15 protein-coding genes are annotated in these 14471 nt (G+C 34.8%); 8 read left to right on the top strand and 7 right to left on the bottom strand.

Annotated elements, in window-relative coordinates; genetic code table 11:
- Window position 1 precedes the first annotated feature (1 nt).
- From ACNI3C_RS03370 to carA, 3 genes are read left to right on the top strand one after another with little or no spacing between them, the layout of a single operon-like run.
- On the top strand, window positions 2-1252 hold the full coding sequence (locus ACNI3C_RS03370; RefSeq protein WP_419770839.1) for an adenylosuccinate synthase: 1251 nt from the start codon (window positions 2-4) through the stop codon (window positions 1250-1252).
- 4 nt (window positions 1253-1256) lie between these two features.
- Entirely contained in the window at window positions 1257-1808 is a 552-nt protein-coding gene (locus ACNI3C_RS03365) for a DUF507 family protein (RefSeq protein WP_419770838.1), read from the top strand.
- A gap of 1 nt (window position 1809) precedes the next feature.
- Window positions 1810-2934, top strand: a complete 1125-nt coding sequence (gene carA / locus ACNI3C_RS03360; RefSeq protein WP_419770837.1) for a glutamine-hydrolyzing carbamoyl-phosphate synthase small subunit — start codon at window positions 1810-1812, stop codon at window positions 2932-2934.
- A 208-nt stretch (window positions 2935-3142) separates the two neighbouring features.
- Here the strand turns inward: carA and ACNI3C_RS03355 are convergent, their stop codons facing one another.
- The 3 genes from ACNI3C_RS03355 to ACNI3C_RS03345 are packed head-to-tail and all read right to left on the bottom strand — an operon-like array spanning window position 3143 to window position 5631.
- Window positions 3143-3613: a phosphatidylglycerophosphatase A family protein gene (locus ACNI3C_RS03355; RefSeq protein ID WP_419770836.1), complete on the bottom strand. Its 471-nt coding sequence runs from the start codon at window positions 3611-3613 to the stop codon at window positions 3143-3145.
- Between the two features lie 9 nt (window positions 3614-3622).
- A complete protein-coding gene (locus ACNI3C_RS03350) occupies window positions 3623-4510 on the bottom strand; it encodes a DNA-binding transcriptional response regulator (protein ID WP_419770835.1) in 888 nt (295 codons plus the stop codon).
- The gene (locus ACNI3C_RS03345) at window positions 4507-5631 is read right to left on the bottom strand and encodes a bifunctional 2-C-methyl-D-erythritol 4-phosphate cytidylyltransferase/2-C-methyl-D-erythritol 2,4-cyclodiphosphate synthase (RefSeq protein WP_419770834.1); all 1125 of its coding nucleotides are present in this window, start codon (window positions 5629-5631) and stop codon (window positions 4507-4509) included. The genes ACNI3C_RS03350 and ACNI3C_RS03345 overlap by 4 nt, the downstream gene beginning before the upstream one ends.
- Window positions 5632-5866: 235 nt before the next feature.
- Here ACNI3C_RS03345 and thiC point away from each other — a divergent pair, with 235 nt between their 5' ends.
- The 5 genes from thiC to ACNI3C_RS03320 all read left to right on the top strand — a co-directional run bounded on the left by thiC (window position 5867) and on the right by ACNI3C_RS03320 (window position 11714).
- A complete protein-coding gene (gene thiC, locus ACNI3C_RS03340) occupies window positions 5867-7213 on the top strand; it encodes a phosphomethylpyrimidine synthase ThiC (protein ID WP_419770833.1) in 1347 nt (448 codons plus the stop codon).
- A gap of 200 nt (window positions 7214-7413) precedes the next feature.
- Window positions 7414-8580, top strand: a complete 1167-nt coding sequence (locus tag ACNI3C_RS03335) for an Mrp/NBP35 family ATP-binding protein (RefSeq protein WP_419770832.1) — start codon at window positions 7414-7416, stop codon at window positions 8578-8580.
- Between the two features lie 131 nt (window positions 8581-8711).
- Window positions 8712-9863 carry a trans-sulfuration enzyme family protein gene (locus ACNI3C_RS03330; RefSeq protein ID WP_419770831.1) on the top strand — a complete coding sequence of 384 codons (1152 nt, stop codon included), beginning with the start codon at window positions 8712-8714 and terminating at the stop codon, window positions 9861-9863.
- Window positions 9864-11357, top strand: a complete 1494-nt coding sequence (locus ACNI3C_RS03325; protein ID WP_419770830.1) for a PLP-dependent transferase — start codon at window positions 9864-9866, stop codon at window positions 11355-11357. It abuts the gene before it with no gap.
- Between the two features lie 12 nt (window positions 11358-11369).
- Window positions 11370-11714: a nucleotide pyrophosphohydrolase gene (locus ACNI3C_RS03320; RefSeq protein WP_419770829.1), complete on the top strand. Its 345-nt coding sequence runs from the start codon at window positions 11370-11372 to the stop codon at window positions 11712-11714.
- 171 nt (window positions 11715-11885) lie between these two features.
- Here the strand turns inward: ACNI3C_RS03320 and ACNI3C_RS03315 are convergent, their stop codons facing one another.
- The 4 genes from ACNI3C_RS03315 to ACNI3C_RS03300 all read right to left on the bottom strand — a co-directional run bounded on the left by ACNI3C_RS03315 (window position 11886) and on the right by ACNI3C_RS03300 (window position 14469).
- Window positions 11886-12137 (bottom strand): hypothetical protein, encoded by a 252-nt coding sequence (locus ACNI3C_RS03315; RefSeq protein ID WP_419770828.1) that lies wholly within the window; start codon window positions 12135-12137, stop codon window positions 11886-11888.
- A gap of 139 nt (window positions 12138-12276) precedes the next feature.
- Window positions 12277-12960 (bottom strand): bifunctional phosphoribosyl-AMP cyclohydrolase/phosphoribosyl-ATP diphosphatase HisIE, encoded by a 684-nt coding sequence (gene hisIE, locus ACNI3C_RS03310; RefSeq protein WP_419770827.1) that lies wholly within the window; start codon window positions 12958-12960, stop codon window positions 12277-12279.
- Window positions 12961-12969: 9 nt separating this feature from the next.
- Window positions 12970-13359, bottom strand: a complete 390-nt coding sequence (locus tag ACNI3C_RS03305; RefSeq protein ID WP_419770826.1) for a hypothetical protein — start codon at window positions 13357-13359, stop codon at window positions 12970-12972.
- Between the two features lie 30 nt (window positions 13360-13389).
- Window positions 13390-14469: a prohibitin family protein gene (locus tag ACNI3C_RS03300; RefSeq protein WP_419770825.1), complete on the bottom strand. Its 1080-nt coding sequence runs from the start codon at window positions 14467-14469 to the stop codon at window positions 13390-13392.
- Window positions 14470-14471: the final 2 nt, after the last annotated feature.

Genomic DNA, 14471 nt, shown 5'->3' with positions numbered 1-14471 from the left:
AATGAAAGCAGATGTAATCGTAGGTATTCAGTGGGGTGATGAAGGTAAAGGTAAGATTGTTGATATGCTGGCTCAACAGTATGATGTGGTATGCAGAAGTCAAGGTGGACACAATGCAGGACATACTATTTGGGTTGATGGTGTACGATATGCTCTGCATTTAGTGCCTTCTGGTATTTTAAATCCAAAAGCAATTAATATTATTGGGAATGGAGTGGTTCTTTCTCCGGAATCATTGATCAAAGAGATGGAGCAATTCAGCCATTTAGAAGGGCGATTGTTTATTTCAGACAGAGCACACCTGAATTTGCCATATCATGCGTTGATTGATCAAGCAAAAGAGAAACTCAAAGGTGTTAATGCCATTGGTACAACAGGAAAAGGAATTGGCCCTGCGTATTCAGATAAAATAAACAGAGTGGGTTTTCGAGTAGGTGAATTGCTTAACCCTAAAAATCTTTGTGATAAAATTCTTGAAAATTTTGAACAAAACAGAGCCATTTTTGATGTTTTGGAAATTGAAACACCCAAAGCACAAGAGTTACTTGAAACGTTAAACGGGTACAGTAAAGAGTTGTCTCCATTTGTTACGAACACTACTAACATGATTTGGAAAGCGCTTGATGAGAACAAAAAAATTCTTCTTGAGGGTGCGCAAGGTACTATGTTGGACATTGACCATGGAACCTATCCTTATGTAACCTCTTCAAGTACGGTAAGTGCAGGAGCATGTACGGGGTTGGGAATCAATCCAAAAGATATTGGAATTGTAACTGGAATTACCAAAGCATATTGTACGAGAGTGGGTAATGGACCTTTCCCAAGTGAAGACTTTGGAAAAGAAGGTGACATCATGGCTGAGGTTGGGAAAGAGTATGGAACAACTACTGGTCGAAGAAGAAGATGTGGTTGGTTTGATGCGGTTGCCGTTAAACACGCTTCACGACTTAATGGTTGTGACCAATTGGCACTCATGAAACTGGATGTTTTGGATGGTTTTGCTAAAATTAAAGTGTGTGTTGCATATGAAGTTGATGGTCAAATCATTGATTATGTACCAACGGCTTTAGAGACAGCAAAAGCTGTCTATAAAGAGATTGATGGGTGGGAAAGTGTTGTTGGAATCAGAGAATTCGATGCACTGCCAGAAAATGCAAAAAAATATATTAACACAATAGAAGAGGTAACTGGTGTGAAAGTTGGGATTGTTTCAACATCACCAGAAAGAGACGATACAATAATAAGAGGATAATAATATGAAAATGAAGTTACATCATACTGCATATATTGCAAGAAGAATTGCAAGAGATCTGGTAAATTGTCCGTTTGTTGAGATCAGAAAGACGAAAGAGAGTATTGCAAAAGAGATTGAAAGAATCTTAGATGCGGATATTGATAAAGAGTTGGACTTAGACGAAAAAGTGGATGCCATGCTTAAAGAGCAAGAAGAGAACATTGAGTTTTATAATGCCGATTATAAACAACTTTTTTGGATGGCGAAAAAAAGAATGGCAAATGAAGCCGGTGTGATTTTAAATAATGAAGACAGATATACTGACATTGCGCACCAAGTTTTAGATTATTTATGGGAAGAGGATTTTATCCACTATACGGTTTCAGATAATCAAGTAAAAAACGTAATTTTTGCTTCTATTGATGAGTTTTTAAAAGGTTTTGAAGAGGCAGACGATGCGGTTTTTCAAAAAATTAAAAGTTATAAAAGAAAGTTAATACCAGGAACTGAGGATTATGATTTGATTTATCAAAGATTGTATGAAGAAGAATTAATAAAAAGAGGTTTAATGTAATATGCAAAATGTATGGATATATTTAGAAAACGGTACGTTTTTAGAAGCAAATTCATTTGGTGCAACGGGTACAAGTGTTGGTGAAATTGTATTTAATACATCATTAACCGGTTACCAAGAAATTATTACTGATCCAAGTTATGCAGGACAGTTTATCACATTTACTATGCCAGAAATTGGAAATGTAGGTGTCAACAAAGATGACATGGAGAGCAAAACAGCACATTGTAAAGGTGTGTTGGTACGAAATTATCACAGTGAATATTCAAACTTTAGAGCAGAGGGCGATTTAGATTCACTTTTAAAAGAGCACAATGTTTTGGGTATTTGTAATATTGACACTCGATACATCACTAAAATGCTAAGAGATGAAGGGGCTATGATGATGATAGCTTCAACAGAAATTTCATCCAAAGAAGAGCTGGCAAAACTTTTAGCGGAAAGTCCAAGAATTGAAGATATTAATTACATTGAACAAGTTTCAACAAAAGAGTCATATATCCACAAATTTGGAGCTTGGAACCACGATAAACTCGAATACAACAAAGCAATGATGAGCGACAAAAAAGTTATTGTTATTGATTTTGGTGTAAAAAGAAATATTTTAAATGAACTGGTACAAGTGGGACTTGAAGTAGAAGTTGTACCATCAAATTTTAAAGCCGAAGATTTAATTGCACGATTTGATTCAGGTGAAATTGGTGGAATTTTTCTATCAAATGGACCAGGTGATCCCTTGACACTTAAAAATGAGAAAAAAGAGGTTCAAAAATTAATTGCAAAAGATATCCCAATTTTTGCAATTTGTTTAGGACACCAAATGCTCTCAATTGCACATGGATATGATACATACAAACTGAAATTTGGACAACATGGTGGTAACCATCCTGTAGCCAATCCAGTGACCAAAGTTGTAGAAATTACAGCACAAAACCACAACTACAATGTACCCGATAAGATCGTGGAAATTGCAGAAGTAACACACATAAATCTGTTTGATAACACCATTGAAGGGGTAAAATACAACAATAAAAATATTTTTTCCGTTCAACATCACCCAGAAGCGAGCCCAGGGCCGCATGAGTCTAAATATATCTTCAAACAATTCGCCGATATCGTAAAATAGCGCAGCTTTTTTGCGCAACTCTTTCGTTGAAGTTTAGAATTTAATCGTCACGTACTTGCGTGTACGCTCCTCATAAATTCTAAACTTCGCCTTGACCTTCCACAAAACACTACACTCTTTTACGACATCTTTTCAAAGTTTTATATTATAAAGATTGGTTAGCATACAGTGACCATATTCCAAGCCTATCTGAAGTTAAACTGTAAAGTTATAAAACAAACTGTACCAAAAGTTGGTACGTTGCACTGGTGGCAACACCTGCTGCGATTCCAGCAATAACATCATCGCCCATGACACCCCAACCGCCTTCTACGTTTTTGTCAATTCTTCCAATAATGGAAGGTTTCCAAATATCAAAGAGTCTGAAGTATAAAAACGCCAATGGCGCAACGTAAAGCATGTTCTCGTTGGTAATCCCACAAATACTTAGGGTAATCCACATTCCAGCTAATTCATCAATTACAATCTCTTTACCATCATGTACGCCCATCTCTTTTTCGTAGATGTTTATTTGTTTCACAGCAATGACGGTAATTAGAATTGAAAGCATAAAAAGGTTTGATACTGAAATATATTGCAGTAAACCAAGACCTAAAATTAACGCCAATAAGCTTCCAACTGTTCCGGGTGCTTTTGGACTTAATCCTGTGTAAAAAAGTGTTAAAAATAGTTTTCTCAAAGGGGTTCCTTATTTTTTCTTTTCAATATTGAGTTTTTTTCGTTTTTCCCAAAGTGATTTTCTTGAAATCCCCAGTTTTTTGGATAATTCGGTATCGGGATATTTTCCTTGGAAAGAGACAACCATCAACTTAACATAATCATTAATGGTCATGATGTTATCGTTAATGACTACCATATCCGTTTTTTTAACTCTTGTTTTATTATATGGGAATTCATTTTCAGACTCTAAAGAACAAATCAAACATTTTTTTGTTTCAATGAGGGCATTTAGATTATCTTTTGATGATTTTTTTAAAGTGTGATAATCGGTTAAATAAAGTAACTCTTTGTTTTTATTTGCTTGAATCTCTTTTTGCCAATTGTCTTTAGCAAGTGAAATAAACTTAATGGGTAAATTGAGTTTATAAGAGAACTCAAAGGCAATTTTATCAACACATTTTTGTGAATTGGTTTCAATAAGAAGGGGCAATTCAACCACTACATTTGATTCGCTTAAATCAATATCTCTGAAGATAAAGTCCAAATAGTTTCTCATGGTTTGAAGCTCTTGTTTGAGTTGTCGACAATCTTTGAAGTGGTAAATTTTTCGTAAAAGCTCATCCATGATGAAAGGCTTCATAATATAATCTTTTGCACCTGCTTTAATTGGGTCAGTTACCGTTTCATCACTGATGTATGAAACAAGAAGAATAACAATAGAGTGTTCAAATTTTTTAATAATTTCATTGTAGTTAAGACTTGGCATAGAGGTTGAAAGTAAAACCGTATCAAAATCGATTGAATCAGGTACCGCATTTGGACCCTCTGCATAGACACATGAGTGACCATCATCCAACAATCGTGACACAACTTTTTGTGCTAAGTAAACTTCGTTTTCTATTATTAATATATTCATTCATTCTTCCAATCATAATATCTGAGTGTCGCAGAACTTTGTACAGCAACGCCCTCTTCTCTTCCAATAAAACCAAGTTTTTCTGCTGTGGTTGCTTTGATATTAACAAATGGTTTTTCAATACCAAGCAAAGTTGCAATGTTTGTTTTTATGTCACTCTTATAGGGATTGATTTTGGGTTGTTGTGCAATGATGGTAACATCCACATTGACAATTTTGTAACCCACTCCACAAATAAAATCAACAATATTTGTCAATAAAAGGGTTGAATCAATATTGGCATATTCCATATTTGTATCGGGAAAAAATTCACCAATATCTCCTGCACCACAAGCACCCAAAAGCGCATCGATGAGTGAATGTATGAGTACATCTCCATCGCTGTGCGCTTTAAATCCATAAGGAACAGCTATTTTCACACCACCTAAGACCATCGGCTTGTTGGGTTCAAAAGGGTGTATATCAAACCCTGTTCCCGTAAAACACTCTGAAGCAGGAGCTTTTAAACAGCTGATCTCTTTTAAATCATGATCAAACGTCAGTTTTTTTGCATTCACATGACCTTTTACATACAATACTGTTCCCCCCATGGCTTTAATGGCTGAACTGTCATCGGTAAAATCAATATCGCTTTGTAACGCTTTTTTTAATTTTAAAGTATCAGATAATTGAGGTGTTTGTATGATTTTTACATCATCTCGGTTAATTGTTTCTTCATGATAAACTACTGTATCACTGATACTTAAATAAGGAACAATGCAATCCGCATTCCCTTTGTTTTTTACAATTTCGTTTAGCATCTCATTGGGAATACAAGCACGCGCCACATCGGTGAACATCACATAAGGAGTATCTACATTTTCTAAGGCATTTTTCATGGATTCTTGTCGGGTATTGCCCCCAGTAACAAACAGAACAGTATCTGTAAAATTACGCATATAATTTAATTCATGCTGTGAAGAGACGACAATTATTTTGCTGAAATTATAAAAAGAAGACAATTGTTGTGTTACATATAACCATAAGGGTTGGTGACCTGTTCGTAACCATTGTTTCTTGGTTTTTAATCCAAAGCGACTTGAAGAGCCTGCACATAGCATTACAAGTGTAATGTTACTCAAAAATACTCCTTTGTGTAGAAAAGTTACAAAGTATATTGAATTATAGCTTAATTTTAACTCTGAGTAAAAGTTAATTTATAGATTTAATTTTAAAACAATAATATACAAACAGTGGCATTTTTAGGAGCTTCTGAAGAGAAAATGGGATACTTAATAAAGTAAATTTAGTTTGAATCATTAAGGTTTTCTAATAAAAATCTGCTATAATTTTTGAAAATTTAAATAGGAATATATTATGAGAGATTGGTTAGATAATCATAAAAATGATGAAGTTAGAACACAAATGTATTATGCTAAAAGAGGTATGATTACGCCAGATATGGAATATGTTGCAAAAGTTGAAAATTTAGATCCTGAATTTGTAAGAAGTGAAATTGCCAGAGGAAGATTGATTATTCCTGCAAACGTAAATCACAGAAATTTAAAACCAATGGCCATTGGAATTGCATCGAGTTGTAAAATCAATGCCAATATTGGTTCTTCTGCTTTGGCTTCGGATATTGCAGGTGAAGTTGAAAAAGTCGATGTCAGTTTAAAATATGGTGCAGATACTATCATGGATTTAAGTACAGGTGGTGATTTGGATGCCATTCGAGAAGCTGTCATTGCACACTCAACGGTACCTATTGGAACGGTACCCATTTATCAAATCATTCATGATTGTGGTAATGACATTAACAACTTAACCATTGAAGCCATGCTTAAAACACTTGAAAAACAAGCACAACAGGGAGTAAGTTACTTTACCATTCATGCAGGATTTTTACTGCAGTTTATGCCCCATGTAGCAAAAAGAAAAATGGGAATTGTTTCAAGAGGTGGTTCCCTAATGGCATCTTGGATGATGCACTATCACAAAGAGAATCCTTTCTTTGATGCCTATGAAGAGATTTTAGATATTTGTAGAAAATATGATGTATCGCTTTCCTTAGGGGATTCACTCAGACCAGGTTGTTTGGCAGATGCTTCCGATGAAGCGCAATTAAGTGAGTTAAAAATTTTGGGTGAATTAACGTTAAGAGCATGGGAAAAAGATGTTCAAGTCATGATTGAAGGACCTGGACATGTGCCTTTAAATCAAGTTGAAAGAAACATGAAAATTGAGCGAGAGTATTGCCATGAAGCACCGTTTTATATTTTAGGACCATTGACCACAGATATTGCAGCTGGATATGATCATATCAGTTCTGCTATTGGTGCAGCTGTAGGTGGATGGCATGGAGCTTCTATGTTATGTTATGTAACACCAAAAGAGCACTTAGGGTTACCTAACGCAGAAGATGTTCGAGTTGGAATTATTGCTTATAAAATTGCAGCACACTCAGCGGACATTGCACGAGGTCGAAAAGATGCCAGAAAAATTGATGACGAGATGTCAGATGCACGATACGGCTTTGATTGGAACCGACAATTTGAGTTATGTTTAGATCCAGACCGAGCAAAAGAGTACCACGATGAAACCCTTCCTCAAGATGTATTTAAAGAAGCCGAGTTTTGTTCTATGTGTGGACCAAAATTTTGTTCATACAAAATTACACAACAAATCGTGGAAGCACATCCTGTAACCATGGGAAGCAAATAGCGTTTCACTTGGTTTATGAAAAAGGCTCAGTTGTTTAACTGAGCCTTTTTTTATTTGTAAAATAAATCTTTTTGTATTATAATGGCACCCTTAAAGCAGAGTAATTTAAAAATCGTTTTAATTAATTAAGCTAATTAAGACTAAAATTATCCTATTTTAATTATAATACAAAAAAATTTAAAATTAATAAGGAATATCATATGGCAACAGTAGTTGATATTAAAAATGAATTACAAAATGTTTTATATCCAGGATTTACAAAATCAATCATGGATTTTGGTTTTGTAAAAGATATTGAACTGAATAACGACGAGTGTATTGTTCATTTAGAAATTACCTCAAGCGCTGCTGAGGTAGAGGCAAAATTAAATGAAGATATTAAAACAGTGTTAGGAAAAATTGGTCTAAAAACTGTCCATATTCAACTGAAAAAACCCGAAGCACCAAAACAACAAAGCAACTCAGTAAGTGGTAAAAATGTGGCACCACAAATTAAAAACTTTGTGATGGTCAGTTCAGGGAAAGGGGGAGTTGGTAAATCAACGACTACCGTGAATCTTGCCATTGCAGCTGCCATGCAAGGGAAAAGAGTGGGTATATTAGATGCCGACATTTATGGACCAAATATTCCACGTATGATGGGTTTACAAGGACTTGAAGTTGAAGTTGTTGGAAATAAAGCCAAACCATTTAAGGCCTATGGTGTTGATGTTATGTCAATGGGTTCACTCATGGAAGAGGGACAAGCGCTTATCTGGAGAGGTGCGATGATCATGAAAGCCATCGAACAACTTTTAAGAGATATTTTATGGGAAGAGTTGGATGTTCTGTTTATTGACATGCCTCCAGGAACAGGTGATGCTCAATTAACTCTGGCTCAAAGTGTACCCGTAACATGCGGTGTAAATGTGACTACCCCACAACATGTGGCGCTAGACGATTCAAGAAGAAGCTTAGACATGTTTAAGAAGTTACACATCCCAGTTGCGGGAATTATCGAAAACATGAGTGGCTTTGTCTGCCCTAATTGTCAAACCGTATCGGATATTTTTGGGCAAGGAACATGTAACGAATTGGCTAAAACATACGATACCCAAGTTATTGGGAACATTCCAATTGAACCCGCTATCAGAGAAGGTGGTGATGAGGGGAAACCAATTGTGTATCATTTCCCAGAAAGTGTATCGGCTAAAAAATATATGCAAGCAGCACAAGCCATTATCAATCACATTGATGGTGTAAATGCACAAGGGGGAGTAAGTAATGCTCAAATTCAACCAACAACTCCTCCAGGAGTAAGTGCTTGTTCAACTGCTGGAAAAGCAAAACCTCAAGAGAAATCAGAGGGCGGATGTGGTTGTCACTAACAACTTTGGCAACAGTTAATCAAATTAACTGTTGTCTTTAACTTTACTAAAATATAAACTGACCTAATTTTTCTTATATCAAATAATTATAAATCCTTGGCTATAATAGAAAAAAAATTATTAGGTTTATAATGGACAAACATATTGAAACTCAGCTTTCTCATATTCAAGAATTTTCAACAACAAAAGACCCTTTTGGCGCATCACATTTCCCCATTTATAACACTGGAACGTTTGATTTAAAAAAACAAAATGGCGATAAAATTTATGACTACACCAGAAGCGATAATCCCACCAGAGAAGTTTTAGAAAATCTTTTTACTTATGCAGAAAATGGATCAGGTTGTGTTTGTACCCATACTGGAATTGCTGCCGTTGCTTTGTTATTTGAAACGGTGTTAAAAGCCCATTCTCATATTTTAGTGGAAGCCGATTGTTACGGTGGAACATTCAGACTTTTAAAAATATTCAAAGAAAAATATAATATTACCGTCCATTTTGCTGATTTCTTAGATTTGAATTATTGTGAAGAGATTTTAAAAAACCATGCCATTGATTTGGTACTTTGTGAATCACCGACGAATCCAGGACTTAAAATTATTGATTTAAAAGCCATGGGTAAACTTGCTAAAAAGTTTAATGCACTTTTTGCCGTGGACAACTCTTTGGCAACTTTTATGGCGCAAAAACCGCTTGATTTGGGAGCCGATTTTTCACTTTTTTCTACAACCAAATATATTTCAGGACATGGCAGTGTTGTCGCTGGTGCCATTGTTGCTAAAACGCAAGAGTTAGCCAATGAAATACACTACTATGCCAACGCACATGGACGAAGTCAAAACCCTATGGATGTTTTTTTAATCTCTTTAGGTATTCCAACCCTTAAAATCAGAATGCAAGAGCATGAGAAGTCTGCGTATGCAATAGCAACGTATTTAAAAGAGCAAAGCTACATTAGAAGTGTCAATTTCCCTGCCTTTGAAGATCATGCACAATATGCTTTGGCAAAAGAACAGATGAACTATATTCCGGGTCTTTTTACGGTTGATTTTATTTCAGTTGAATTGGCAGAACAGTTCATCGAAAAAACAACCATATTTGGTGAAAAGTGTTCTTTTGGAAGCCCCGATTCAAGAGTTGAAATTCCTGCAAAAATTTCTCATGCTTCGTTTTCCAAAGAGGAGTTAGCTGCGATTGGTATCAGTGATGCAACGGTACGTTTTTCTATTGGATTAGAAAATGTTGAAGATTTGATTGAAGACATTAAACAAGCTGTAAAATAGATGCAAAAACACCTCTTTAAGCCAATAGCATGTGGAGAAACCTTACCGCCACATAATGTTCATGCCGTATCTGTTTCAATGCCAAAACTTCAAGACGTCATTGATTATGAAGAGCAAGTTGAAGGCATTAATGAAAAGATAAAAAGTGGTTATCCCAGATTCATACTGCATCCATATTTAAAATTGATGGTAGAGTTTTTAAAAAAGAAATACACCATTTCTAATAATTATGAAGTGGTGTTGCTCAGTTCTAAAAAAGCTGTAAAAATTGTCAGTGATAAATATTTTATTCATAATCCTTTTGAAATAGATGAACCTTTTGGGGTAATATTGGTGCTCAAAGAGACAAGCCAACTGCAAAAAGTGTTGATGTTCATTCAGCATGTGGGGTGCAATCTCTCTTCACGATTTGCCGAAGATTATCTGATTAAAAACAATTTAATATCAACCCAACACAAAGAGCACTTAGCTGAAGCGAAAACAAGCGAAGATACCATTCTGGCAAATTTAAGTCAAGCGTACGGACAACCTAAAGAGAATATCTGTTTATCCCCTTCGGGAATGAACTCTGTTTATGCAGTTTTAAAAGGGTTAAAAACAATTCAAGCGGCCAATGGCAGAAATATTTTAGTGCAGTTTGGTTGGTTGTATTTGGATACCATGAATATTGTCAAACACCACTTTACTCAGACCAAAATTTTTTACGATATTGCCCAGTTGGATGCTCTAGAAAACTATTTAAAACAAGAGGGGTTCAGTGTCTCTGCCATTATCACAGAAGTACCCACTAATCCACTCATTCAAACAGTAGATTTGATACGTTTAAAAGCTTTGTGTGTGCAATATCAGATTCCTTTGGTGATTGACTCTACATTAGCAACCCCTCATAATCTTGATTTAAAGCCTTATGGGGACATTTTTGTAGAATCTTTGACAAAGTTTGCTTGTGGAAATGCCGATGTGCTTATGGGGTGTTTTATACTCAATGAGAACTCAAAAATTTCTTTCAGTAGAAATGAGTTCTTTAAACATTGTGATAAACCTTATATCAAAGATATGCAACGATTGGCATATGAAATTCCTTTTTATAAACAAAGAATGGAAAAAATCAATCAAAATTGTGAGAAATTGGTGAATTATTTAAAAGAGAAAGATTTCATCGAGAGTGTTTATTACTCAAAACAAGCGTCATGTGCAAAAAACTATATGGCGTTAATGAAAAATGAACATGCCTTTGGTGGTCTGATTTCTATGACGTTTAAAAAACCTTTTCAAGAGGTGTATGACAGATTGAATTTTGCAAAAGGACCAAGTTTGGGTACAGAGTTTACTCTGCTCATGCCCTATGTCTATTTGGCACATTATGATTGCATTACTTCACAACAAGGGCAAGCTTTTTTAAAAGCGCATAAACTGCCTATGGATTTATTGCGTGTTTCAGTAGGGTGTGAAAATATTGATGATATTATCAATGAGTTTGAAAAATTAAACTGAAGGAGTTTTTCAATGAATATGGAAAAAATTCACAACATCATCAAAGAGTTCTCAAAACAACGAGATTGGGATAAGTTCCACAATCCCAAAAATTTGGCGATGGCTTTGAGTGTTGAAACGGCAGAATTGGTTGAAATATTTCAATGGCTTAGCCATGAGCAAAGTGAAAATTTAAGCGGGGATAAAAAAGAGCACTTAAAAGAAGAGATTGCAGATATTGCCGTGTATTTGTTGCGAATTTGTATGGCATATGAGATCGATTTGGAAGAAGCCATTGTGGAAAAGATGAAGAAAAATGAGAAAAAATATCCCCTTTTTGATAACAATGGTGAGAAAATCATCTATAATAAAAAATAATAATAGATCTTTTCATTTCCTGTGATATAATAGTTGTAAAGAGTATTAAACAGGAGGATGAGTCATGTATTTAGAAAAAATAGGTCTATTTGTTTTAAGTGGATTAGTCATTTTTATGGCGTTAAGTTTTATTGTAAAACGGTTCATTCGAAACAAAAAGAAACAGTAGAATTATAGAAAATATTGGCGAATCAGTTGTTCTGCTTTTTCAGCCACCAGTGTTTCATCCCAACGATGACGTTGGGCAAATTTTTTAATTTCTAACTGTTTTTGTTCTTTATTACAGAAGAAATACAATCGTTTTAAAAAAGGTTTTGGCAGATTAATTGCCAGCATTTGAAAGTAGTTCTCTTTACATGTATTGGAACAAAAGACTTTATTAATGGGTATTTTTTTTGAACAATATTGGCATAAATTACTCATTGTAATCCTTTCGTTATACTTTGTAAATAAAAAGTATAGCAATTTTCCATTAAATGCAACTTAGTTGCGCTAAGAAAGAGCCGAGATTTATTTTTTGTATAGGAAGAATCGAATGCTAGAAGCTTAAGAGTACAAAAGATTACTTTTGTACTCTTGAGTTTTTTTCTTCAATTCCTGAAAGACCAAAACGTCGTGCAAGCTCTTGTTTGATTTGATCAGGACTAATATTTTCACTGGCTAAGGCAACCAAACAGTGATAGACCAAATCAGCTCCTTCATAGACAATCTCCTCTTTATCTTGGTCTTTAACTGCAAAAGTGAATTCTCCTGCTTCTTCAACAATTTTTTTAAGCATTGAGTTTTGTTTACCATTTAATAAAGCAGAGGTGTATGATTTCGTTGGGTCATCATTTTTTCGTTCGCAAATGGTGTGATATAAGGTATCAATAATGCCATAGCTTAATGTGGTATCTACCTCTACCGCATGAAGTTCTTCATTGGTTTGTAAATCACGGAAAAAACAGCTTTTTCGTCCTGTATGACAAGCTACTCCCTCTTGTTTAACTTTCAGTAAAAGGGTGTCGTTATCGCAATCAATCAATATGTTCTCTACGCTTTGAATATGACCAGAGCTTTCACCCTTTTTCCAAATTCTTTGTTTACTTCGACTAAAATAGTGAGCAAGTTTTGTACGAAGTGTTAATTCTAATGCTTCTTTGTCCATGTATGCAAGCATTAACACTTCATTGGTTGAGACCTCTTGAGTGATAACAGGAATTAATCCTTCCATCTTCTCCCAGTCGATTTGTTGTGCCAAATTCATTGTCTCTCCTTAAAAATTTTTTTTCATTTGAAATTTTATTGTTAAATTTTCTTTCTCTTTATCATAAATAATCTCAGGCAAAATATCCAAGCTGTTGTAAAACTCTTCTAAACTGTTGGAATCCTCTGTGACATAATTATTGATATGATGGTAGTTTTCTTCTAAATACCATTGGTATCGGTAAGGAAGTTCACTGTAAAATCTGTCTTCTTTATATAATGGTGACAAATATTTAAGAGATAAATTCTTATTTTGTTGAAGCAACGTATTGATTTTTAGTTTTAAGGTATTGTTTTCATTTTCCACTATATCGGAGTAATCAGCAAGCTGTCTGTTTTGATAATACAAAATAAAAAGACAAATAAATAAAACTGAAATTAAAATATTTCTGATCATCATATTAAAAAGAGCAGAAGTTCTGCTCTTTTTTTATTTACTATTAACGGCCGTATCTCTGGCTCTGTCTTTAGTATCAACCCAAATATTTGGAGTTGAACCACCTGGTGTTAGGAAAATTTTTGCATCTTTGTTTTCACGAAGTGCGTCGTTAAATTTACCTTGAACTTCAATTTGTTGCATTTTAAGTAAATTGGTTGTTAAAGATTCCGCAATGGCTTTATTGGCAGAGGCTTGAGCTTTCGCTTCAATGGTTACAGCATCTGCACGACCTTTGGCTTCAATTCTGTTGGCTTCTGCATCTCCAGTGGCTTTTGCGGCTCTTTTTTCAGCTTCTTGTTTTGTTCTTTGAACTTCATATTTTACTCGTTCAGACTCTTGATTTGCAATTTGAACTCGCTCAATTTGTTCTTTAATTTTAACGGGAAGACCAATTTCTCTTAACTGAACAGACAGAAGTGAAACAGGAGTACCTTGTAAATTATTGATGTTGGCTCGAATACCATCTTCAATTTTAACGGCAATTTCATTTCTTTTAGTTGGTAACTCTTCTGCTGTGTATGTTCCAACAACATTTCTTACAATGTCTCTTACAACAGGGTTAATGATTTTCTCTTCCCAAGAAAGTCCCCAGTTTGCAATGGTTGTTGGTGCACCATCGGCAGTTAGTCTGTATTGAACAGTCAATTCAATTGAGACAGGTAAGCCTCTGGCATCAAGAATGTTAATGGCAGGATTGAGTTTAATTCCCGAATCAAATCCACCCATTTGTTCTACACTGCTGTAGTTAATTAATCGTACTTTTGTATCAATTACAATCACTTTTTGAACGACAGGAATGTATAAGTGAAATCCTGGAGTCAAAGGCATATTGTCATATTTACCTGCAGTTACTTTAATTCCCACTTGTCCTGATTCAATAATCACAAATGGTTTTGCAATAAACATAATTGCAATAATAATTACAACAGCATAGATTACTCCAGCTTTTTTACCCAAATTTTTTAAAAATTCAGGTGTTTCAAAAGGGGGCTGATAGTTTCCACCATCGCCACCATTTCCTCCACCGCTCTGTTTTTGTCTATTCTTAAAATAGTCATTGTCTATAGGCATTA

It is taken from the genome of Marinarcus sediminis (SeqCode) (genome assembly GCF_048571275.1).
GTDB classification, from domain to species: domain Bacteria; phylum Campylobacterota; class Campylobacteria; order Campylobacterales; family Arcobacteraceae; genus Marinarcus; species Marinarcus sediminis.
This window is presented reverse-complemented; position numbering and strand designations above follow the sequence as displayed.

Coding starts and splice junctions, on each gene's coding strand:
- ACNI3C_RS03370 (WP_419770839.1), top strand. CDS start 2: ATGAAAGCAGATGTAATCGTAGGTATTCAGTGGGGTGATGAAGGTAAA.
- ACNI3C_RS03365 (WP_419770838.1), top strand. CDS start 1,257: ATGAAAATGAAGTTACATCATACTGCATATATTGCAAGAAGAATTGCA.
- carA (WP_419770837.1), top strand. CDS start 1,810: ATGCAAAATGTATGGATATATTTAGAAAACGGTACGTTTTTAGAAGCA.
- ACNI3C_RS03350 (WP_419770835.1), bottom strand. CDS start 4,510: ATGAATATATTAATAATAGAAAACGAAGTTTACTTAGCACAAAAAGTT.
- thiC (WP_419770833.1), top strand. CDS start 5,867: ATGAGAGATTGGTTAGATAATCATAAAAATGATGAAGTTAGAACACAA.
- ACNI3C_RS03335 (WP_419770832.1), top strand. CDS start 7,414: ATGGCAACAGTAGTTGATATTAAAAATGAATTACAAAATGTTTTATAT.
- ACNI3C_RS03330 (WP_419770831.1), top strand. CDS start 8,712: ATGGACAAACATATTGAAACTCAGCTTTCTCATATTCAAGAATTTTCA.
- ACNI3C_RS03325 (WP_419770830.1), top strand. CDS start 9,864: ATGCAAAAACACCTCTTTAAGCCAATAGCATGTGGAGAAACCTTACCG.
- ACNI3C_RS03320 (WP_419770829.1), top strand. CDS start 11,370: ATGAATATGGAAAAAATTCACAACATCATCAAAGAGTTCTCAAAACAA.
- ACNI3C_RS03315 (WP_419770828.1), bottom strand. CDS start 12,137: ATGAGTAATTTATGCCAATATTGTTCAAAAAAAATACCCATTAATAAA.
- hisIE (WP_419770827.1), bottom strand. CDS start 12,960: ATGAATTTGGCACAACAAATCGACTGGGAGAAGATGGAAGGATTAATT.
- ACNI3C_RS03305 (WP_419770826.1), bottom strand. CDS start 13,359: ATGATGATCAGAAATATTTTAATTTCAGTTTTATTTATTTGTCTTTTT.
- ACNI3C_RS03300 (WP_419770825.1), bottom strand. CDS start 14,469: ATGCCTATAGACAATGACTATTTTAAGAATAGACAAAAACAGAGCGGT.